This window comes from Novosphingobium sp. 550D (assembly GCF_057401885.1).
In genome coordinates this window covers 2637876-2659265 of record NZ_CM171613.1, presented here as the reverse complement: position 1 = coordinate 2659265, position 21390 = coordinate 2637876, and the positions used below count along the sequence as shown (strand labels likewise).

At 60.4% G+C, this 21390-nt stretch carries 16 protein-coding genes; 9 read left to right on the top strand and 7 right to left on the bottom strand.

The features are described 5' to 3' along the window. Positions 1–19: 19 nt before the first annotated feature. From AC2S2E_RS12590 to phoB, 3 genes are all read left to right on the top strand, one after another. A complete protein-coding gene (locus tag AC2S2E_RS12590; protein WP_486522564.1) occupies positions 20–1276 on the top strand; it encodes a sensor histidine kinase in 1257 nt (418 codons plus the stop codon). A gap of 120 nt (positions 1277–1396) precedes the next feature. Continuing rightward, the gene (gene phoU / locus AC2S2E_RS12585; RefSeq protein ID WP_476103718.1) at positions 1397–2077 is read left to right on the top strand and encodes a phosphate signaling complex protein PhoU; all 681 of its coding nucleotides are present in this window, start codon (positions 1397–1399) and stop codon (positions 2075–2077) included. Between the two features lie 30 nt (positions 2078–2107). After that, a complete protein-coding gene (gene phoB, locus AC2S2E_RS12580) occupies positions 2108–2797 on the top strand; it encodes a phosphate regulon transcriptional regulator PhoB (RefSeq protein ID WP_168605257.1) in 690 nt (229 codons plus the stop codon). Between the two features lie 54 nt (positions 2798–2851). Here the strand turns inward: phoB and AC2S2E_RS12575 are convergent, their stop codons facing one another. Beyond that, entirely contained in the window at positions 2852–4381 is a 1530-nt protein-coding gene (locus AC2S2E_RS12575; RefSeq protein WP_486522563.1) for an amino acid permease, read from the bottom strand. A 200-nt stretch (positions 4382–4581) separates the two neighbouring features. Between AC2S2E_RS12575 and panB the strand changes: the two genes are divergently transcribed. After that, positions 4582–5454: a 3-methyl-2-oxobutanoate hydroxymethyltransferase gene (panB, locus tag AC2S2E_RS12570; RefSeq protein WP_486522562.1), complete on the top strand. Its 873-nt coding sequence runs from the start codon at positions 4582–4584 to the stop codon at positions 5452–5454. Positions 5455–5474: 20 nt separating this feature from the next. Further along, positions 5475–6521, top strand: a complete 1047-nt coding sequence (locus AC2S2E_RS12565; protein WP_486522561.1) for a DUF475 domain-containing protein — start codon at positions 5475–5477, stop codon at positions 6519–6521. A gap of 214 nt (positions 6522–6735) precedes the next feature. Here AC2S2E_RS12565 and prsR read toward each other — a convergent pair whose 3' ends face one another. The 4 genes from prsR to AC2S2E_RS12545 all read right to left on the bottom strand — a co-directional run bounded on the left by prsR (position 6736) and on the right by AC2S2E_RS12545 (position 13260). Then, positions 6736–8097, bottom strand: a complete 1362-nt coding sequence (gene prsR / locus AC2S2E_RS12560; protein ID WP_486522560.1) for a PEP-CTERM-box response regulator transcription factor — start codon at positions 8095–8097, stop codon at positions 6736–6738. A 1-nt stretch (position 8098) separates the two neighbouring features. Continuing rightward, positions 8099–10210, bottom strand: a complete 2112-nt coding sequence (prsK, locus tag AC2S2E_RS12555; RefSeq protein ID WP_486522559.1) for an XrtA/PEP-CTERM system histidine kinase PrsK — start codon at positions 10208–10210, stop codon at positions 8099–8101. 1 nt (position 10211) lies between these two features. After that, entirely contained in the window at positions 10212–11597 is a 1386-nt protein-coding gene (locus AC2S2E_RS12550) for a TIGR03013 family XrtA/PEP-CTERM system glycosyltransferase (RefSeq protein ID WP_486522558.1), read from the bottom strand. 130 nt (positions 11598–11727) lie between these two features. Further along, positions 11728–13260: a methyl-accepting chemotaxis protein gene (locus AC2S2E_RS12545; RefSeq protein ID WP_486522557.1), complete on the bottom strand. Its 1533-nt coding sequence runs from the start codon at positions 13258–13260 to the stop codon at positions 11728–11730. Positions 13261–13405: 145 nt separating this feature from the next. Between AC2S2E_RS12545 and AC2S2E_RS12540 the strand changes: the two genes are divergently transcribed. Next, a complete protein-coding gene (locus AC2S2E_RS12540) occupies positions 13406–14470 on the top strand; it encodes a hypothetical protein (protein ID WP_486522556.1) in 1065 nt (354 codons plus the stop codon). Here the strand turns inward: AC2S2E_RS12540 and AC2S2E_RS12535 are convergent, their stop codons facing one another. Then, positions 14471–15742 carry a M28 family peptidase gene (locus AC2S2E_RS12535; RefSeq protein ID WP_486522555.1) on the bottom strand — a complete coding sequence of 424 codons (1272 nt, stop codon included), beginning with the start codon at positions 15740–15742 and terminating at the stop codon, positions 14471–14473. It lies immediately after the preceding gene. Positions 15743–15896: 154 nt separating this feature from the next. On the opposite strand from AC2S2E_RS12535, the gene ettA reads away from it, so the two are divergent. From ettA to AC2S2E_RS12520, 3 genes are all read left to right on the top strand, one after another. Beyond that, complete coding sequence (gene ettA, locus AC2S2E_RS12530; protein ID WP_476103739.1) at positions 15897–17576, top strand: energy-dependent translational throttle protein EttA; 1680 nt, start codon at positions 15897–15899, stop codon at positions 17574–17576. Between the two features lie 208 nt (positions 17577–17784). Next, entirely contained in the window at positions 17785–18786 is a 1002-nt protein-coding gene (locus AC2S2E_RS12525; RefSeq protein ID WP_486522554.1) for an RcnB family protein, read from the top strand. A gap of 73 nt (positions 18787–18859) precedes the next feature. Further along, positions 18860–19546 carry a prolyl hydroxylase family protein gene (locus AC2S2E_RS12520; protein ID WP_476103743.1) on the top strand — a complete coding sequence of 229 codons (687 nt, stop codon included), beginning with the start codon at positions 18860–18862 and terminating at the stop codon, positions 19544–19546. 226 nt (positions 19547–19772) lie between these two features. On the opposite strand, the gene AC2S2E_RS12515 is transcribed toward AC2S2E_RS12520, so the two are convergent. Further along, positions 19773–21365, bottom strand: coding sequence for a lysine--tRNA ligase (locus tag AC2S2E_RS12515; protein ID WP_486522553.1), 1593 nt, complete (start codon positions 21363–21365; stop codon positions 19773–19775). Positions 21366–21390: the final 25 nt, after the last annotated feature.

Here is a 21390-nt window from a genome sequence, read left to right as displayed (position 1 = left end):
GGAATGGACGATCCAAGCAATGCGCGACAGCAAGCTTCCCTGGCCTGCCATAATTCTTGAATTGCTGACGCTTTTGTTGCTCTACCTTGATGGGGTGGGGCTGTTGATGGTGTGCCTGACGGGGGCATTCTGGACCTTCTCGCTGCTGGCCGTATGGTGGTGGTGCAGCGATCAGGCCGAACCCGACGCCCCGCGTGAAATCGAGGGGACGGCCCGCCAATTGCAACTGGAGCAGGGGCATATGGTGCGCCGCGCGCTGTCATCGGCGCTGGAGGGCACCGGATCGCCCATGCTGCTGATCGACCGGGCGCGGATCATCGACGCCAACAGCGCGGCCCGTGCGGCCCTTGGCGATCATATTCTGGAACAGGACCCGCGCATCGCCCTTCGTCACCCCGATGCCATCCGCCTTTTGGACAGCCCCGATGATGAAAGCGCGACGGCCAGCATTCGCGGCCTGACCCGCAGTGGCAGCCTGTGGCAATTGACGCGCCGCCCGGTCTATCCCGGCCTTTGGGTGATCGAGGCGCGCGACCGCACCGCAGAGGCCGACATCAGCCGCGCCCATACCGATTTCGTCGCCAATGCCAGCCATGAATTGCGCACGCCCCTCTCCTCGGTCATCGGCTATGTCGAAACGATCAGCGAGAGTGCCGGGTCGATGGACAGTTCGGTCATGCAGCGTTTCCTCGGCACCGTCCTGCGCGAGGCCAAGCGGATGCAGGCATTGCTCAACGATCTGATGTCGCTGTCACAATTGGAGGCGGAAAAGCATGATGCGCCGACGGCCTTGATCGATCTGGCGCCGCTTGCCGCGCGTGTCGCAGGCGAATTTGCGCCGCCGCCGGGCAATCCGGTTCGCGTAGAATTTGCCAAACCCGATGAACCGTTCGAGGTCGCCGGCGACGTCAAGCAGATCGAGCAGGTGCTGCGCAACCTGATCGACAATGCGTTGAAATATGGCGACGCGGATCAACCCGTGACCGTTGCGTTGACCCATGCGCCGCGCGGCATGGCCGAACTTTTGGTGACCGATCGCGGGGCTGGCATTTCGGCCGATCACCTTCCCCACCTCACTCGCCGTTTCTATCGCACCGATCCGGGCCGCAGCCGCGCGGCGGGCGGCACCGGCCTTGGTCTTGCGATTGTAAAACATGTCGTCGAACGCCATCGCGGCAAACTGGACATCACCAGCAAGGTGGGCGTCGGCACCAAGGTTTCCGTGCGTTTGCCCTTGATGACACCAGCGCAGGAAAAAGTCACAAGCCTGTCATAGTCCTGTCACCAAAACGCTGCATGGCGCTTTCAAGGCACGATGGATCGAGCGAAAGCTTCCAACCTTGTTACACATATGTGACAAGGCATCCATCACAGCTTGAACAGGGAATTGCGTCCAGTGGCAGAACATACGGTCAAAGCCTTTGACGAAGAAATCACCACGCTGCGTGGGCTGATCGCCGAAATGGGCGGTCTGGCCGAACTGGCGATTGGGGAATCGGTCGAAGCGCTCACCAAGCGGTCACTGGAGCTGGCCGCGCAGGTCATTGAGCGGGATAAAAGGATCGACCGGCTTGAGGCCGAGGTTGACCGCCTTGCTGTCAAAATCATCGCTTTGCGTGCGCCGGTAGCGGATGATTTGCGCGAAGTGCTGGCCGCGCTCAAGATCGCGGGCATTCTGGAACGCATTGGCGACTATGCCAAAAACATCGCCAAGCGGGTGTCACGGATCGAAGGCAGGCTCAATTCCGAAACGCAGACACTGATCCCGGCCATGGCCGAAATCGCAGGTGAAATGGTGCATGACGTGCTGACCGCCTTTGCGGCGCGCGATCCCTCGCTGGCGGTGGATGTGATTGAGCGCGACGCCCGCGTGGATGCTTTTTATGACAGCATTTTCCGCAACATGGTGTCTTTCATGATGGAGAATCCCTCCACCATCACCTCTGCGGCACATCTGCTGTTCATTGCGCGCAATATTGAACGGATCGGCGATCACGCCACCAATATTGCCGAACAGGTCTATTTCGCGGCCACCGCTGAATATGTGGTCGACCGGCTGGAACGTCCGGAAAACTAACCTCTTTTTAGAAGGTATCAGGGGGCAACCATGAAACAACCCCGGCTCTTGCTGGTAGAAGATGATCCGGCGCTGGCGGAACTGCTCGAATTTCGCTTTCAGGCGGAGGGCTATACCGTCCTTTCAACGCCCGATGGCGACGAAGCGCTGTTGCTGGCCGCCGAAGAGGCGCCCGATCTGGTCCTGCTCGACTGGATGATCGAGGGCACCAGCGGGATCGAGGTTTGCCGCCGGTTGCGCCGTGACAAGGCGACCGCACATGTGCCGATCATCATGCTGACCGCGCGCGGGGCCGAGGATGACATGATCCGCGGCCTTGAAACCGGCGCCGATGATTACATCACCAAACCGTTCAGCCCCCGCGAATTGATCGCACGCGTTTCGGCCATCATGCGCCGCATCCGCCCCGCTCTGGCCGGGGAACAGATCACGGTGGGCGACCTGACGCTGGACGCCACCGCGCATAAGGTGACGCGCAAGGGGACCATCCTGGCGCTGGGGCCGACGGAATTCCGCCTGTTGAAATTCTTTATGGAGCATCCGGGCCGCGTGTTTTCGCGCGGGCAATTGCTGGACGCGGTATGGGGCACAGACAGCGATATCGAATTGCGCACCGTGGACGTCCATATCCGCAGGTTGCGCAAGGGTATCGAGTTGGAAGGCGCGGTTGACCCTGTCCGCACCGTCCGCTCGGCAGGTTATGCGTTGGAAGCGGTGTAAAACACCGCACACCCCGGAATCAAAAAGGGCGGCCCGATCAGGCCGCCCTTTCTTTTAATCAACGCCCGGAAGCGGCGGCACCGGAAGATCCGGCGCATCGGCGTCATCTTCATGAACATCGATGATCCCGCGACCGACATAGGAACGGCTGCGGCTATAAGTGAAATAGACCACCAGACCGATCAGGCCCCAAATCCCGAACAGCATCTGGCTCTTCACGTCCAGCTTGTAGAACAGATAAAGGCAGCCCAAAAACGACAACGGCGCCGTGACAAACAGCGCCGGAGTGCGGAACGGGCGATGACGATGCGGGTCTTTCTTGCGAATGACCATCACGGCAATCGAAACGGCCGCAAAGGCAAACAGCGTGCCCGAGTTAGAAATATTGGCCAGCAGACCGACCGGGAAAAAGGCCGAGAACAGAGCCACAAACACGCCGGTGATGATCGTGATCACGTGGGGCGTGTTGAACTTGGGGTGGATGCGCGAAAAGACTTCGGGCAGCAGGCCGTCACGGCTCATCACGAAGAAGATGCGGGTCTGGCCGAACATCATCATCAGGATAACCGAGGGCAAAGCAAGGCCGGCGGCAAGACCAACCAGATTACCGATCTGGGGCCAGCCGATCGTGCGCAGCGTCCATGCCAGTGCTTCCTTGGAACAGACAACGGCCTGATCGCCAACGGCCGAACAGGCGGCGCTCAATTCACGGCTGCCGGGTTCCAGTTCAACGCCACCGGGCCCGAACACGGGCTGTGCGCCGACCGAACCGATCACGCCAGAGGCCACCAGCAGATAGAAGATCGTGCAGATCGCAAGGCTGCCGATCAGGCCGATCGGCATGTTGCGCTGGGGGTTCTTGGTTTCTTCGGCGGCGGTGGAAACCGCGTCAAAACCCACATAGGCAAAGAAGATCGACGCCGCAGCCGCGCCGATACCCGCAAAGCCGAGCGGAGCAAAAGGATCGAAATTCTGCATCTTGATGACCGGAACCGACAGCGCCACAAACAGCGTCAGCGCGGTGATTTTGATGGCCACCAGCACGGCGTTGACCGACGCGCTTTCCTTCGTCCCGATCACCAGCAGCCATGTCACCAGCGAAGCAATCAACATTGCCGGCAGGTTTACCACGCCGCCGTCATAGGGGCCACGCACCAGCATATCGGGAATATCGATATGGAAAGCATGCTCGATCAGGCCCACGACATAGCCCGACCACCCGACCGAAACCGCACCAGCGGCCACGGCATATTCCAGAATAAGCGCCCAGCCCACCATCCAGGCGACCAATTCGCCCATCACGGCATAGGAATAAGTATAAGCAGAGCCGGAAACCGGCACCATGCTGGCCATTTCGGCATAGCACAGCGCGGCCACGGCGCAGACAAGACCAGCGATGATGAAGCTGATCATCATGCCGGGGCCAGCCTTTTGTGCGGCTTCGGCGGTCAGAACGAAGATACCCGTCCCGATCACCGCGCCAACACCCAGCATGGTCAATTGAAAGGCGCCCAGCGAGCGATGAAGTGATTTTTTCTCAGCCGTGGCCAATATGGCATCCAACGGCTTGACGCGACCGAACATGCAGTTCCCCTGAACGCAATAAGCAATGGGAAAGAAAATTAACGGATCGCGCAACATTCGCAAGGGCGGATTATGCGTAGTCCCCCGTCTGATGAACCACCTTGCCTCAAAGCGGATCGCCTGTCACCCGCTTCGCGCTTTATGAACAGGTCATTCATCGCGCTTTACCCTTTGGGGCTTGGCGGGCTAGAAGCGGCGCCATGTCTACGACCTTTCAGATCGATACGGCCACCAGCCGGGCCCATCCCACGCCCGCGCCGATGCGCCGCCTGACCATTCCGGCCATACGCCAACGTAAAGTGGACGGCGTCACCGCCGATCCTGTGGTGATGCTGACGGCCTATACGGCGCGCCAGGCCCAATTGCTCGACGCGCATTGCGACCTTTTGCTGGTGGGCGATTCGCTGGGCCAGGTCATTTATGGCCTGCCCTCGTCCCTGCCCGTTACGCTGGACATGATGGTGGCCCATGGGGCGGCGGTCGTCCGGGGCAGCTGGCATGCGGCGGTGATCGTTGACCTGCCCTTTGGCACGTATGAAGCGTCACCTGTGCAGGCATTTGAAACGGCATCACGCGTCCTGCGCGAAACGGGATGCGCGGGCGTCAAGCTGGAAGGCGGCGTCGCCATGGCCGAAACGGTCGCGTTCCTTTCGCAACGCGGCATTCCGGTGATGGGCCATATCGGCCTGACGCCGCAGGCGGTGAACCAGCTCGGCGGCTATGGCGCGCGCGGACGCAGCGAGGCGGAAGCCGAAAAGATCGTTGGCGACGCACGCGCTCTGGCCGATGCGGGCGCCTTTGCCATTGTGGTGGAGGGCGTGGTGGAACCTTTGGCCATCGCCGTCACACAGGCGGTCGCATGCCCGGTCATCGGCATTGGCGGATCGGCGCAATGTGATGGGCAAGTCCTTGTGACCGAGGACATGCTGGGGATGTTCGAGCGTGTTCCCCGCTTTGTCAAACGCTATGCCGATGTCGCAACATTGATTGCCGACGCTGCCGCCCATTACGCCCAGGAAGTGCGCGAGCGCAGTTTTCCCGGCATCGAACAAACCTATCAGCCCAAATCCTAATCCTTCGGAGTAATTCTCAAGTGGCTCAATTTTTTCGCCATTTCAGCGGATCGCTGATCTTTTCCGCGGTCTGTCTGGCGCTGGCCGCGGCCTATGGGTGGAATGACACCGGATCGGTTTCGGCGGTGGGCGGCATGCTCTGGGTCGTGCTGGTGCTGGCCGTACTTGAAGTGTCGCTGTCTTTCGACAATGCCGTGGTCAATGCCGCCGTTCTAAAAGACATGGACCTCATCTGGCGCAAGCGCTTTTTGACATGGGGCATGTTGTTTGCGGTGTTCGGGACGCGTGTGGCTTTTCCGCTGCTGATCGTGGGGCTGACTGCCGGGCTTGGGCCGATTGAGGCGATCCATCTCTCGCTCAACCAACCCGCGCAATATGAGGCGATCATGCGCCATGCCCATATTCCGATTGCGGGCTTTGGCGGGGCGTTTCTGGCGATGGTGGGCCTCGGCTTTTTCATCGATCCGGACAAGGAAACCCATTGGCTGCGCTGGGTCGAGGTGCGGTTGAAACTGGTCGGGTCGATCAAGGCGGGCGAAGTGGCACTTTTGCTGCTGGCCCTTGTCGTGATCGGACGCTGGCTGCCCGCGGACGAGGCCTATACTTTGCTGGTGTCGGGCATCTTCGGCATCATCACCTTCATCGCGGTGGAAGGGCTGGGCCATTATCTGGAAAGCCGTGAGGCGGCGCGCGCGCTGGCTGGGACCGCTGTACGGTCGGGGCTTGGTGGCTTCCTCTATCTCAACGTGCTCGATTCCTCGTTCAGCCTTGATGGCGTGATCGGTGCTTTTGCCTTGTCGAACAATATGGTGATCATCGCGCTGGGCCTGTCGATCGGCGCAATCTTTGTGCGTTCGTTAACGGTGATGCTGGTCGAACAAGGCACGCTGTCGGAATATGCCTTCCTCGAACATGGCGCATTTTGGGCGATCATTGCGCTGGCGGCGATCATGTTGGGTTCGGCGCTGGTCGAAATTCCTGAAACCGTGACGGGTCTGATCGGTGCCGTTCTTATCGGCGCGGCGCTTTGGGCCTCGGTTCGGTTGAACCGGCGGGAAGAAGGTTAATCTCGAACAAAGGGTGCCAGTGTGGTTCGTTTGCCACAATAGGCGGCAAATTACCCGGTGAGTGCTGCGCCGCCATTGAAGCCCCGCACTTTCTGTGCAAATCGGGCGGCGGAAGAAAAAATGGGAGAGGAAGGGCGGCTTTCGGGCCGCCCTTTTTCATTTCGGACAATCGAAATCGCAGACGAAAAATTGTACGATATGGTACATCTTTTCATCAATTCTGCATGTCATACTGTTTCAGCAAATCATAAAGCGTCGGACGGCTGATACCGAGCAGCTTGGCGGTCGACGATATATTCCCTTCGCTACGCGCCAGAGCATGGCGGATCACGCGCCGATCGGTCATTTCCCGCGCCGATTTCAGGTTGAGCGGAAAATCCTCCTCGGCCCCCGGCGCGGCCAGATCAAGATCACCGGCATGGACCAGTTTGCCATCGGCCATAATGACGGCGCGCTTTATCCGGTTTTCCAGTTCGCGGACATTACCGGGCCAATTCCATGCGTCCATCGCCGCCAGAGCATCAGGCGCAAAGCCTTTGACCTGCGGGTTCATTTCTTTGGCAAAACGTACAAGGAAGGCCTTGGCCAACAGTCCCGCATCGCCGGGACGTTCCGACAGAGAAGGTATTTTCACCACGATTTCGGCCAGTCGGTACCACAGATCTTCGCGAAACCGGCCATCGATGATCATGGCCTCAAGGTTCTGATGAGTCGCGCAAACAATACGAGTGTCGACCGCGATTGAGCGCCGTCCACCGATCCGCTCGATCACCCGTTCCTGCAAAAACCGCAGCAATTTGACCTGAAGCGCAAAGGGAATATCGCCCACTTCGTCCAGGAACAGCGTGCCGCCATGGGCCTGCTCGATCTTGCCCTCGGTGGTCTTGATGGCCCCGGTAAAGGCGCCCTTCTCATGGCCGAACAATTCGGATTCGAGAAGGTTTTCCGGGATGGCCGCGCAATTGATCGCGACAAAGGCCCCTGCCCGCCCGCTGGTCTCATGCAGGCCGCGGGCCAGCAATTCCTTGCCCGTTCCGCTGGCGCCCAGCAGCATGACCGACACATTCGTGCCCGCCACGCGTTCAATCGTGCGCGCAACCCGCAGCATTTCCGGCGCCGCGGTAATCATCGTGCCCAGCACGCGATTATCCTTGCCCGCGCGTGAGGCAAGCTGGCGGTTTTCGGCCTCCAACCGATACAGCCGATAGGCCCGGCGCACGATCAGCGCCATTTCGTCAAAATCCATCGGCTTTTGATAGAAATCATAAGCCCCGCGCTCGATCGCCTGCAACGCACTTTCCCGCGCGCCATGGCCGCTGGCCACGATGATCTTGGTGTCGGGTTTCAACGCCATGATTTCGTCCAGCACCGCAAAGCCCTCGCTGGTGCCATCCGGGTCGGGCGGCAGGCCAAGGTCGAGCGTCACCACCGCCGGCTCCTCGGAACGCAGAGCCGCCATTGCGCTGGCCCTGTCGCCGGCGACGATCACGTCGAAATCCTCATAGGCCCATTTGAGCTGCGCCTGCAGACCCGGATCGTCCTCGACGACCAGCAATTTGGGGCGCGTCTCACTCATTTCAGGCAACCTTTGTTTCATTATCCAGAGTTTTCAAGATTTCGGCCGCGCTGGCCAAAGGCAGACGGATGATGAAGCGTGTGCCGATCCCTTCGCGGCTCTCCACGTCCAACCGCCCGTGCATCGCTCGGACCAATTCGCGCGCTTCATAGGCGCCAATGCCAAAACCGCCGGGTTTCGAGGAATCAAAGGGTTTGAACAGGCGGTTGCGGACAAATTCCGGCGCCATGCCATGCCCGGAATCGTCAATCTCGATCCGACAAAACAGCCCGTCGCCGGTGATCGAAACAAACACCGGCATTTCGGGCGCGCTGGCATCCACGGCGTTCTGGATCAGATGGGTCAAGATCTGTTCGATACTGTGACGCTGGCCCGCGATGGTGCATTCGTCGCGCTCGATCACCTGAACATTGTGCCTCACGCGGAAAGTCTCGGCCAATTGCTGGGCCAATTCGCCCACCTCAACCGGCTCGACCTTGTCCACCGTGCTGGAACCATAACGCGACAGGCGGGCGACCAGATGGTTAAGCTTGTCGGATGAGTTACGCAAAGTAACCAGCATATCAGCGCGAAAGGCCGGATTTTCCGCATGACGCTCGGCGTTGCGGGCCAACAGGGCAAGCTGGCTCGACAGGTTCTTGATGTCATGCATGACAAAGGCGATGCGGCGATGGAATTCATCGAAACGCGCCGCCTCGGCCAAGGCCTGTTGCCCCAGATGCTCGGCCAGATAGGTGCCGATCTGTTGGGCCACAACGCGCAAAACGTCGAAATCCTCCCAGTCGAGTTGGCGATCCTGCGGCGGACGGGCCAGGATGACCACGCCCACCAAACGCCCATTATGCTGAAGCGGGACGATGGCCCATGCGCGGCTTTCCTCACGCAGCCAATCGGGGATGCCCATGATCTCGGTTCCCGGCGCGCCCGCGCGCACGGTATCCAGATCAACGATATGGTCGCTGGCGGAAAGGAAGTGGGCGGCGGCCAACCCCATGGCTTGGGCCGGAACATCGGCGGTCGACCATTGCCAACGCGCGGCCAGCACCAATTCGCCCGTTTCATCGGGCGTCAACAGCAGGCCCGCCGGGCTGTCGGTAATATCGGCCATCGCCTGTACCGCGCGCTGGTGCAATGGGGCGGCATCCTTGCCCTGCCCCCCGATGGTGCGGGCAAAGCGGAGCCATTCCTCGCGATAGTCATAGCGGTGCTGAAAGAAATGCTTGGTGAACATCACCCGCATCCAACCGCGCAGGCGCCGCGAAGGCAGCAGCAGCGCCGCCGCCGAAATCGACGCGATCAGGAAGCTGAATTGCCACCAACGCCCCAATTCGCCGCCCGCATTGGCCAGCCAACGGGCAATCGCGATCATGGCGATAAAATAGCCGCCGATCACGATCAGCGACATCGATTGAAACGTCACCGTCCGCGAAGGTTTCAGGCGCAGCGGTTCCCGCCCCTTCATCGCGCCCAGCGCCAGAATGCCCGCAAAGCCCACATCGAGCAGCCCATGAAGCGAGGCCAGTTCGACCGGCCAATGTTTGGCCAGATAGGCGACCGTGAACAGGTTGAGTTCGAACACCCACACCGCCGCCAGCGCCAAAGCGGGCCAGCGCAACATCTGGCGCGAACTGCTCGACGCGCTGGCATAGAGGTTGTGGACCAGCACCAACGACCCCACCACGCCCAGCATCGCCAGCATGATGTTCAATTGATACAGCGCCACTTCATTAAGCAGCGCCGGGTTGATCCGATGCTCGATGAATTGCACCGTCGGCACCAGAATATCGACCAGACACAGCGCCGCCACCACCGGCCCGACCTCGGCCAGGCTGGTGTGCCGTCCATCGCTGGCGAACATGGCATAGGTGGCCCAAAGATAGGTCAGATTGCGCAGGCCCATCAGCCCCTGCGCGACAAGGCTGAGTTCGCCCTCGGCCGCCACGGCAAGGCACCACAGCGCAGTCATCACCAGGGCGGCGACAATGGCCTTTCCCGCGCCGCTGTAGCGTTCGCGCTGTCCCCAAAGGCTGACGGCCACGGTAATCGCGGCGCATGCGCCGGCCACATGGCTGGCGTTGGACACCCAGTCCCACAGGCTGGGGCCAGCCGCCATCTTACCGCGCCCCTTCGTGCCAGAGGACCACGCGCAGCGTTTGAAGGATGATCAGGATGTCGAGGAAAGGCGTGTAATTCTTGACGTAATAAAGGTCATATTCCAGCTTGTTGCGCGAATCCTCAAGGCTGGCACCATAGGGATAGTTGACCTGTGCCCATCCGGTGATGCCCGGTTTGACCATGTGCCGCTCGGCATAATAGGACAGCTTGTCTTCCAGATCGGAGACGAATTCGGGGCGTTCCGGGCGCGGGCCGACAAAGCTCATCTCGCCTTTGAGAACGCTCCACGTCTGGGGCAATTCGTCGATGCGGACCTTGCGGATGAAATTGCCGATGCGGGTGACGCGAGGGTCATTCTTGGCGGCAAATTGCGCGCCATTGACCTCTGCGTCCAAACGCATGGAGCGCAATTTGATCACATCGAAATTCTGGCCATAAAGGCCGACGCGGCGTTGGCGGAAGAAGGCGGGGCCTTTGCTGTCCAGTTTTACCAGCGCGGCGAAAATCAGGATAATGGGCGCGGTCAGCAGCAGGAGTACAAGGCTGACGATCACGTCAAAGATCCGCTTGGCTGCGCTGGAAAAGGCGCGGCCAGAGGAAAAGCCGTCCGAGAAGATAAACCAACTGGGGTTCACCGTGTCCAGATCGACGCGGCCCGTCTCGCGCTCCATAAAGCTGGAGAAGTCATTGACGTGGACACCCGCCGTCTTGATCCGCAACAGATCCTTGAGCGGGAGCGCATTGCGGCGTTCTTCCAGCGCCAGCACGACCTCGGACACGCCAAGGTTTTCGACATGGCGCTTCAGATTGTGGATCGCGGTGCGCGGGATCGCTTCTTCGACCACGGGGGTTGCTTCGCTCATCGCGACATAGCCGACGATGGCAAAGCCGCTTTCGGGGCGATCACCCAATTCACGCAGGCGTTGGGCGCGCAGACCCGCCCCCAGCACCAGCACCCGTCGACGGAACGCCGAAGTGCCCAAAATTCCGCCCACAATCAGCCGGTTCATCACCAGCATCACGATCGAACCCAGCATCGCGTAGAACAGGGTCGAACGCCAAAAAATCTGGCTGGTGAACATCGAATTGAACAGCGCCAAACCGATCACGCCCAGCGACACCGCCACCAGCAACCGCGCCGAGGCAAAGCGCACCGAACGCAGCGCATCGGCGCCGTAAACGCCCACCGCGATCATCGCCATCAACATCACCAATGCAAAAGCGATCAGTGGTTGAAGCCGCGTTTCAAAACTTTCCGGCGGCATGCCCAATTGGTCCGCCCGCAAACGCCAGGCAAAATCCGCCGAAATCATCAGCAGCACCAGATCAATCAAACCCAACAGAATGACCGAATGGGGGATGTAATGTTTGAAAAGACGAATCATCGGCCTGCTCAATTATGCGCCAGCCATCAGGCGGGCTTTGAGCATGGATTAGGGATGAGACGTAAAATGTCGGTAAATTTTACAGTGATTGCGGGAATTAGGGCCGATGACCGGTCCGGCCCTGCGCGATTTAGAATTCGCTCCAATCATCATTGGTCGGCGTTGGCGTAGGGTTCAATGCCAGATTGCCGGTAATGGGCATAAAGGGACGTTCCGCCGCGTTGCTGATCCGCCTTGCGGTGGATTTGGCTTTTGAATTCTGGCGTGTTTCAATCTCGCGCGTGCGAAATGCGCGCACCAGCGTGGACAGTTGTTCAGCCTCATTGGCCAGATCGCGCGTCGCGGCGGTGGTCTGTTCGACCATGGCGGCATTCTTTTGGGTCACGCGGTCCAATTCGCCCACGGCATTGTTAACCTGATGGATGTTTTGGGCCTGTAATTCGGCGCTGGTGGCAATTTCGGTGATGACTTCGTTGATCTGACCCACTCGCCCCAGAATAAGGCGCAAGAGATCGCCCGTTTCGCGCACCAGCACGACACCGCCGGCAACCTGATCGGTCGAATCATGGATCAGGTGGCCGATATTCTTGGCCGCATCCGCGCTGCGCTGGGCCAGAGCGCGCACTTCGGCGGCAACCACGGCAAAGCCTTTGCCCGCCTCGCCCGCACGCGCGGCCTCTACGCCTGCATTCAAAGCGAGCAGGTTGGTCTGGAACGCGATGCCGTCGATTACGCCCACAATCTTGCCGATTTCGGTGGCCGAACTTTCCAGCGCGGCCATGGCGTCGATGGCGCGGGTGATGACGCCGGCCCCTTCATCGCCCTGTGCGCAGGTTTCGGCAATGGATCGCTGCACCTCGGTCGCGCGGGTCGCGGTTTCCTGTACGCCATCGGTAACCTGGCTCATTGCGGCGGCGGTTTCTTCCAACGTGGCGGCCTGCTGCGTGTTGCGATGGGCCATATCGTCGCTGGCGCTGCGGATGTCCTGAATGGATTCCATGACGCTGGCCGCGCCCACGCGCACCGACCCGATGGCCTTGGCCAAAGACACCAGCGCCAGATTGAAATTGACGCGCAATTGTTCATATTCAGGCGGGAAAGGCGTTTCGATGCGAAACTCCAGATCCTGTCCGGCCAGCTTGTCCAAACCTTCGGTCAGGGCGCGTACAACCATTTTCTGCTGATCATCGGCATCAACTTTGGCCAAGGCGGTTTCGCGAAAGACGGCAGCGGCGGCGTACATTTGCGCCACTTCATCGCCCTGATTGTCGCCTTCCAGCGCCACGCCATAGTCGCCCGCCGCCATCGCGTTCAACCTTTCGGCCAGATGCGAGACAGGATCAACAATCGCGCTCGACACAAAAGTCCATGCCCACCACAGCGTCGCGGCACCCACCGCAATGGTGATCAGTGTTGTGATCACCGCCGCCATGATCAACCAATCCACACCGCCAGCCGACCCGGCCGCCGCGCTCAACGCCTGATTGGCGGCATAGAGCCGATAATGCAGGAAAGTTGCCGCCGACACCTGCACCACACTGACCAATGCCAGAGCGCCAAGACAGAAGACCAGCTTTTGCCGGAGGCTGTTTGCGGTTGAATTACCACCGAAAAAAGCCCTGCCGGAATTGGCCGTGCCGGAAAAACCATCGCCGGAAAGCACGCAAGCGTCCCCTTATTGATTCCGATGTTTCGTGTGATGCGCTGATAATATGGCCCTCGCCAAATCACCCCTTATCGGCGTTTAGGTAACTCCACTTATTCGCTTGGCACTTGCATCCGTAATCGGATTGTCCAAAGGAGAGCGCGTGATAGCTCTCCTTCCCCGCCCCGCCGCGATCCTGTTCGCTTTGCTTGTCCTTGCAACGACCGCATGGTGTTTTTCGGTCACGCCCCCGCCGATCAAGACCGCGAAAAAGGGCGGATATACCGACGCGCGCCTGTATCACGACATTGCCGCCGAAGTGGCCAAGGGAAAGCCCTATCATCAGGCCGCCGCCGAATTGCATCGCGCGCATCACTATCCGCTTAAACCCTTTGTAACGATGCGCCCGCCCACGGAAATGGAAATCGCCGCCTTTATCGGGTGGAAGGGTTTTCAAAAGCTCTGCATCCTGATGCTGGTGGCCGCGATCTTCACCTGGGCCATCGCGCATGAAGGGCGATTGACCGGGATCGAGCGTTTTCTGGCTGGCGCTGCGGTGGCGGCGGGGGGGACGGCGGTGTCCTCGGACTGGTTGATGGCGTTGCAGGAATATCCCGCGGGCCTGTGCATCACGGTCGCCTTTGCCGGGATCATCGGTTGGCCGCGCCAATGGTGGTATGTCGTGCCGGTGCTGGGCGCGGGCCTGTTTATCCGCGAACTGGCGCTGCCTTTTGCCTTGTTGGCCATGGTATTTGCCGGATGGAACAGGCGCTGGGTCGAGGTCGGCGCATGGGCGCTGCTGATCGCGGCATGGGGCGTGTTCATGGCCATTCATGCGCAACTGGCCATGGCGCAATGGTTGCCCAATGATATTCAAAGCCAAGGCTGGCACGCGATGCAGGGCTTTTCAGGCTTTCTGAAGGCGGTGGTTTACACCACCCCGCTGCAACGTCTGCCTTTGCACTGGGCGCTGTTCGGGGCGAGTTTGCCGTTGATGGGTTGGCTCTCGCTGGGCGGGCGAGAAGGCGTTTTCGCCAATCTGCTGGTCTGGGGCTATGCGATTATGATCGCGATGTTTTCGCGGGCCGACACGTTCTATTGGGGGGCCATCATGAACCCTTGGTATCTGGTCGGCTATGCGCTGCTGCCCCGCGCATCGGTGCAACTCTATTGGGCCGTCCGGGGACAGCGAAAGGCGCAAGTGCCCCCGCTGCCCGCCGGGGCGTGATTATCCGGCCGGATTGATTGTGCCGGTATAGGAACCCAGAATTTTCAGCACGGTGCTCCACGCATCGACATTCTGCTGCAATTGCACCGGGTCGACCTTGTCCAGCGTATCGTCGGGCGTGTGGTGCCAGTCGAAATAGCGCGTCATGTCCTGATTGAGGTCGATGACCGCCAACTTCTGCTTCTGGGCGATATAGCCCACGTCCTCGCCGCCTTCGGGCGTACCCTCGCCGGTATAGATGCCCATCTTGGCCAATTCGGCACCGATGCGCTCGGCCAAGGGCTTGTCCTGCGCCGACAATTTGAACAGCGCGCGGAAAACCTTGTCCGCGCCCGTGTCCGATTCCATCACAATGGCATGGGGTTCATTGCCATGGGCCGCCGCATAGGCCTGCCCGCCAAAGCCGCCCATTTCCTCGGTCCCGGCCCAAAGCACGCGGATCGTGCGGGCAAGCTGGCCCGACTTGCTGGCCTCCAGCGCGGCGGCGGTGATGATGCCGCAACCCGATGCGTCATCAATCGCCCCCTGCCCCAGGTCCCAGCTGTCGAGATGGCAAGCAACAAGGATCGGCGCCAGTTTGGGATCACGCCCCGGCAATTCGGCAATCACATTGCCCGACATCACTTGCCCGGTGAAACGAGGGGTCAAGGTGACGCTGGCGGTCAGAGGCTTACCCTTGGCGGCCAGTCGCGCGATCAGATCGGCATCCGGATTGGACACCGCGCCCGAGGGCAAAGGCTCGCCCTGCGGCGGCAAACGGGTGACGCCGGTATGCGGATCACGCGCATGATCGGTGCCGATGGAACGGATCAACAGCGCCGACGCGCCCTTGGCCGCGGCAATGGTCGGCCCCTGACGACGGGCCGCGCCGAACGGGCCGTATCCGCCGCCATCCTGCGCCGCCTTCATCGCGTGATCGACAAAGGCGATCTTGCCCCGAAGCGAACCTTCGGGCGCCAGTTTCAGAGCGTCCAGTGTCGGGAAATAGACCAGTTCGCCGCTCACACCCTGCGCCGGGGTGGCCCCGGAATAGCCAAGCGCCGTCACGGCCAGTTTCTGCGGAACCGGCGCGGTGATTGCGGCACGTTCCTCGCCACGCACCCAACCCTTGATCGGGAAAGGTTCGGCATGGACATTGGCAAAGCCCAAAGCCTTTAACCGCGCCACGGCCCAATCGCGCGCTGCCGCCTCTCGATCGGTGCCGCCAAGGCGTTGCCCCACATCCGTGGTCAAATCGGTGATAATCGAGAGAGCATCGCCCCCCGCCGCCATGGCAGGAGAAGCAATCAATCCAACGGATAAGGCCAACAGGCTACAGAATTTTCGCATGGGGCCCAGGCTATCGCCCAAGCGCGCGCTTGGCAACTGCGCGCCCAGGTTGTAGAGCGGCGCGCAAATTCACATTCCTTTATCCGGAGACCGCCACGTGGCCGCCCAATATGCCTTCGTCATGAAGAACATGACGAAAACTTTCCCCGGCGCGCAAAAGCCGGTGCTGAACAACATCAGCCTGCAATTCTATCAGGGCGCCAAGATCGGTATCGTTGGCCCCAACGGTGCGGGTAAATCGACGCTGATCAAGGTCATGGCCGGGATCGACACTGATTTCACGGGCGAAGCATGGCCGGGTGAAAACATCACCGTCGGCTATCTGGAGCAGGAGCCCCAGCTCGACAATTCCAAGACGGTTCTGGAAAACGTCAAGGATGGCGCGCGCGCTACCGCCGATCTGGTGGACCGCTTTAACGAAATCAGCAACATCATGGCCGACCCGCCAGAAGATTGCGATTTCGACGCGCTGATGGAAGAAATGGGCGATCTTCAGGGCAAGATCGACGCGGTCGATGGCTGGACGCTCGACAACCAGCTTGAAATCGCGATGGAAGCGCTGCGCTGCCCGCCCAGCGACTGGTCGGTGGAAAGCCTGTCGGGCGGTGAAAAGCGCCGTATCGCGCTGACCCGCCTGCTGATCCAGAAGCCTGACATTCTGCTGCTCGACGAACCGACCAACCACTTGGACGCGGAAAGCGTGGAATGGCTGGAAAACCACCTCAAGGAATATCACGGCGCGGTGTTGATGATCACCCACGACCGCTACTTCCTTGACAATGTGGTGGGCTGGATCCTCGAACTCGACCGCGGAAAGTACTTCCCCTATGAGGGAAATTACTCGACCTATCTGGAAAAGAAGTCGCAGCGTCTGGCGCAGGAAGACCGCGAGGCCACCGGCCGCCAGAAGGCGATCAACGACGAATTGGAATGGATCCGCGCCGGCACCAAGGGCCGCCAGACCAAGTCCAAGGCCCGTATCAAGAAGTTCGACGAACTGGTCGCCAGTCAGGAAAACCGCACCCCCGGCAAGGCCCAGATCGTCATTCAGGTGCCCGAACGCCTTGGCGGCAAGGTTATCGAGGCCAAGAACATCTCGAAGGCCTTTGGCGACAAGGTGCTGTTCAACGACCTTTCGTTCCTGTTGCCGCCGGGCGGCATCGTGGGCGTGATCGGTCCGAACGGCGCGGGTAAATCGACGCTGTTCAAGATGATCACCGGTCAGGAAACCCCCGACAGCGGCACGATCGAAATCGGTTCGACCGTCCGCCTCGGCTACGTTGACCAGAGCCGTGACCACCTTGATGATTCCAAGAACGTCTGGGAAGAAATCTCGGACGGGCTGGATTACATGACCGTCAACAAGCACGAGATGTCGACGCGCGCCTATGTCGGGGCCTTCAACTTCAAAGGTCAGGATCAGCAGAAGAACGTCGGCAAGCTGTCGGGCGGTGAACGCAACCGCGTCAACATCGCCAAGATGCTGAAGCGTGGCGGCAACGTGCTGCTGCTCGACGAACCGACCAACGACCTTGACGTGGAAACGCTGGCCGCTTTGGAAGAAGCCATCGAAAACTTTGCCGGTTGCGCCGTGGTCATCAGCCACGACCGCTTCTTCCTTGACCGTCTGGCCACGCATATCCTCGCCTTTGAGGGCAATGGCCATGTCGAATGGTTCGAAGGAAACTTTGAATCCTATGAAGAAGACAAGCGCCGCCGCCTTGGTGATGCGGCCGACCGGGCAAGCTCCGGCTCGTACAAAAAGCTGACGCGCTAATAGTAGCTTAGCGATAACAAAAAGGGCGGCAGGCATCGCGCTTGCCGCCCTTTTTTGTATTAGCCCTTGCTTATAGATGAATGATCGCCAACAAGGCGGTTCAGACTGCCGACAGAGGCCAGCAGATATACGCATGATCACAGGAAGTGCACCGGCCATGCGATGGGAAGCATGCCGACCGGCCAACGCTTTGACTGGGAGGTGGCTTATGAAGACAATTTATGGGCGTATGCGCCCTCTGGCCAATCTGGCGATGGGTCTGGCTCTGGTTTCGATGCCGATGCAGGCGATGGCGCAGGAAGGCCATGGTGGCGGTGAACGCGGCAATCGCGGCGGCGGTCGCGGTGCGGAAATGTCGGGCGGCGAACGCATGGGCGGCGGCGCCCCGATGGCACGCGGTGGCGGCGATATGGGGGCCCCTCGCGGCGCTCCGGCTCAGGCGCAGCCTTCGGGCGGCGGTTTTGGCGGTGGCCAGCCGGGTGGATGGCAACAGGGTGGTCGCCCCTCATGGGGCGGCGGCAATGCTGCCCCGTCGGCACCTGCGGCGCGCCCTGCTCCGGCGGCACCTTCGGCCCCGGCCGCGCTGGGTGGGTGGAATGGAGGCCAGCGCGGCCCTGATCGCGGGTATGATCGGGGGGCGATAGGCGGCGGCTGGAACAACGGTCGCGGCGATGGGCAACCCCAGCGCAATGTTCAGCCGGGCCGTAATGACGAATTTCGTGGTGATCGTGGGCGTAACGACGGTTTCCGCGGCGATGGAATGCGCGGCGGCAATGAAAGCTGGCGCGGCACGCCGGGTTGGCCGCAGGGCGGCGTGAATCGCGGTCCGGGCGGGTATAATCAAGGTTGGAACGGCAACCGTGGTCCGGGCGGCTTCAATGCGCCGCGCGGTGACTATCGCCGCTGGACACAGGATTGGCGGCGCGACAACCGGTATGACTGGCAGCGTTTTCGGTCCAGCAACCGGATGGCGTTTCACGTCGGACGCTATAACCCGCCCTATCGCGGCTATGCCTATCGTCGGCTCAGCGTAGGTCTGTTCCTGCAACCGCTGTTCTACAGCCAGAGCTATGTGATCTACGATCCCTATACCTATCGCCTGCCGGCGGTTTACGGCCCCTATCAATGGGTGCGTTATTACGATGACGCCATGCTGGTGGATACATACACCGGCGAAGTGGTGGACGTTCTCTACGATTTCTTCTGGTAAAAAAGCCCGAATGGGTCGCAAGGGACAGGGCGGGGTTGATCCCCCGCCCTGTTCTGTTTCATAATCGGCCATCATGAAGAAACCTGATCCAGCGCCAGACCGCGATGCCCTTGTTGCGCAGGGTGATGCGGTTCGTGCGCGCCTCGACGGCGATCCCTATGCCTATCGCGTCCCGCTGGACACGATGGACATGTATGCGATTACCGATTTCCTGTCGCCGGCCGAATGCCATCGGTTCATGACGCTGGTGGACGAGGTGGCACGACCTTCGGCAACCTTTGAACCGGGCGATCAGCAGGACTATCGCACCAGCTTTTCGGGCGACGTGGACCGGGCCAATCCCTTTGTTGCAATGATCGAGCGGCGGATCGACGACCTGATGGGAATCGACCCGCATTTCGGTGAGGCCATTCAGGGCCAACGCTATGCCGTGGGTCAGGAATATCGCGGGCATTGCGACTGGTTCCCCCCCCTCTCCTCCTATTTCCGCAAAGAGATCCCATGCGGCGGGCAACGCAGTTGGACCGCGATGATTTACCTGAACGAACCCGACGAGGGCGGCGAGACCGATTTCATGCATGTCGGCGTCTGCGTCGCGCCGCGCCAGGGCATGTTGCTGGCATGGAACAATGCCAATCGCGAGGGCGTGGTGAACACATACACCCAACACGCGGCCAAGCCTGTGCTGAAGGGGCAGAAATATGTCATCACCAAATGGTATCGCACGCGGGAATGGGCGGCGCGGGTGGCGGATGTTTAGAGTTTTGCCTCCGGCGGGCAAAGGGACTCGGTCCCTTTGCAATCCCGTAAATGGGGTGGTGGTTGGAACGCGGGCCTTGGTACGGATATATTAAAGCCTGCGGCGCGAGGATGATGCGCCGCAGGCTTTAAAATTCCAAACATCGCGTCCGACACAATTGGCCGAACACATGGCTCAACGAAGACAGTAATGGGAGCGCGAGGGTCTAGACCCTCGCATTAAACCCTTACCCCTCCAACGCCTCCGCAATCAGCTTGCGTGTATTCTCAACGCCATAGAGCGCAATGAACGACCCCATGCGCGGCCCTTGGCTAGAACCAAGCAGCGTTTCATACAGCGCCTTGAACCAGTCGCGCAGGCTTTCGAAGCCGAAATGCGGGTCCTTGCCGATTTCATAGACGATGTTTTGCAGCAATTCCGCCGTGGCATCGTCGCTCGTCGCGGCCAGTTCTTCGTCCAGCGCGGCCAGAGCGGCGGCCTCACCTTCCTCCGGCTTGCGGCGATGTAGCGTGGGTGCGATAAAGTCGCGGTTATAGGCCAACGCCCGCGTCACCAGAGCATCGAGCGCGGGATGTGCTTCGGGACGGGCATCCTCGACATAATTGGCAAGGTAGGACCAGACCTGATCGCGCGTTGCATGGGCGCCCAACACACCGACAAGGTTGAGCAGCAGGCCAAAGCTGACCGGCAGCTTGTCGCCCTCACCGCCCTGATAGCCATTGGTGCGCAGCAGATGCCACACCGGATTGCCCAGCTGCTGCTCGACCGGCTGGGTCGCCAGCTTTTCGCGGAACTGCCAATATTCGTCCACCGCGCGGCCGATGATGCCGGGGTGCAGGCTCTTGGCGCTCTTAGGGTCACGGAACAGATAGAAGCCCAGCGATTCCTCGCTGCCATAGGTCAGCCATTGCTCGATGGTCAGGCCGTTGCCCTTGGACTTGCTGATCTTCTCGCCCTTTTCGTCGAGGAAAAGTTCGTAGATCAGCCCTTCCGGCTTCTGCCCGCCCAGAACGCGGGCAATCTTGCCCGATTGCGTCACCGAGTCGGTCAGATCCTTGCCGCACATTTCATAATCGACGCCCAGCGCCACCCAGCGCATGGCCCAATCGACCTTCCATTGCAGCTTGGACCAGCCACCGAACACGGTCTGCTCAATCACTTCGCCTTCGTCCTCGAAACGGATCATGCCGGTTTCGGCGTCGACCACCTCGATGGGAAGCTGCAACACCACCCCGCTCTTGGGGCTGACGGGCAGGATCGGCGAATAGGTCTTGCGGCGCTCTTCGCGCAGCGTGGGCAGCATAATACCCATGATCTTGTCATAGGCGCGCAGCACGCCGCGCAGCGCATCGTCAAAGGCGCCCGAATTATAGCGGTCGCTGGCCGAAACGAACTCGTAATCAAAACCGAACTGATCAAGGAATTCACGCAGCATGGCGTTGTTATGATGCGCAAAAGATTCATGCGTGCCGAACGGATCGGGAATCCGGCTCAACGGCTTGCCCAGATTGTCGGCCAACACCTGCCCATTGGGGACATTGTCGGGCACCTTGCGCAAACCGTCCATATCGTCCGAAAACGCCACCAGACGCGTGGGCAGACCCGTCAACGTCTCATAGGCGCGGCGGACCAGCGTCGTGCGCAACACTTCCTGAAACGTGCCGATATGCGGCAGGCCCGATGGGCCATAGCCCGTCTCGAACAGCACCGGCTCTCCGTTCGGTTTCCCATTCGGATAGCGTTTCACGATCTTGCGGGCCTCCTCGAAAGGCCATGCTTTGGAAACCTGTGCGGCGGCAAGAAGTGCTTCGTCTGTCATAATGCCACGCCTTTTGCCCAAGGGG

Coding starts and splice junctions, on each gene's coding strand:
- AC2S2E_RS12590 (WP_486522564.1), top strand. CDS start 20: ATGCGCGACAGCAAGCTTCCCTGGCCTGCCATAATTCTTGAATTGCTG.
- phoB (WP_168605257.1), top strand. CDS start 2,108: ATGAAACAACCCCGGCTCTTGCTGGTAGAAGATGATCCGGCGCTGGCG.
- AC2S2E_RS12575 (WP_486522563.1), bottom strand. CDS start 4,381: ATGTTCGGTCGCGTCAAGCCGTTGGATGCCATATTGGCCACGGCTGAG.
- panB (WP_486522562.1), top strand. CDS start 4,582: ATGTCTACGACCTTTCAGATCGATACGGCCACCAGCCGGGCCCATCCC.
- prsR (WP_486522560.1), bottom strand. CDS start 8,097: ATGAGTGAGACGCGCCCCAAATTGCTGGTCGTCGAGGACGATCCGGGT.
- prsK (WP_486522559.1), bottom strand. CDS start 10,210: ATGGCGGCTGGCCCCAGCCTGTGGGACTGGGTGTCCAACGCCAGCCAT.
- AC2S2E_RS12550 (WP_486522558.1), bottom strand. CDS start 11,597: ATGATTCGTCTTTTCAAACATTACATCCCCCATTCGGTCATTCTGTTG.
- AC2S2E_RS12535 (WP_486522555.1), bottom strand. CDS start 15,742: ATGGCGGCGGGGGGCGATGCTCTCTCGATTATCACCGATTTGACCACG.
- AC2S2E_RS12525 (WP_486522554.1), top strand. CDS start 17,785: ATGAAGACAATTTATGGGCGTATGCGCCCTCTGGCCAATCTGGCGATG.
- AC2S2E_RS12520 (WP_476103743.1), top strand. CDS start 18,860: ATGAAGAAACCTGATCCAGCGCCAGACCGCGATGCCCTTGTTGCGCAG.
- AC2S2E_RS12515 (WP_486522553.1), bottom strand. CDS start 21,365: ATGACAGACGAAGCACTTCTTGCCGCCGCACAGGTTTCCAAAGCATGG.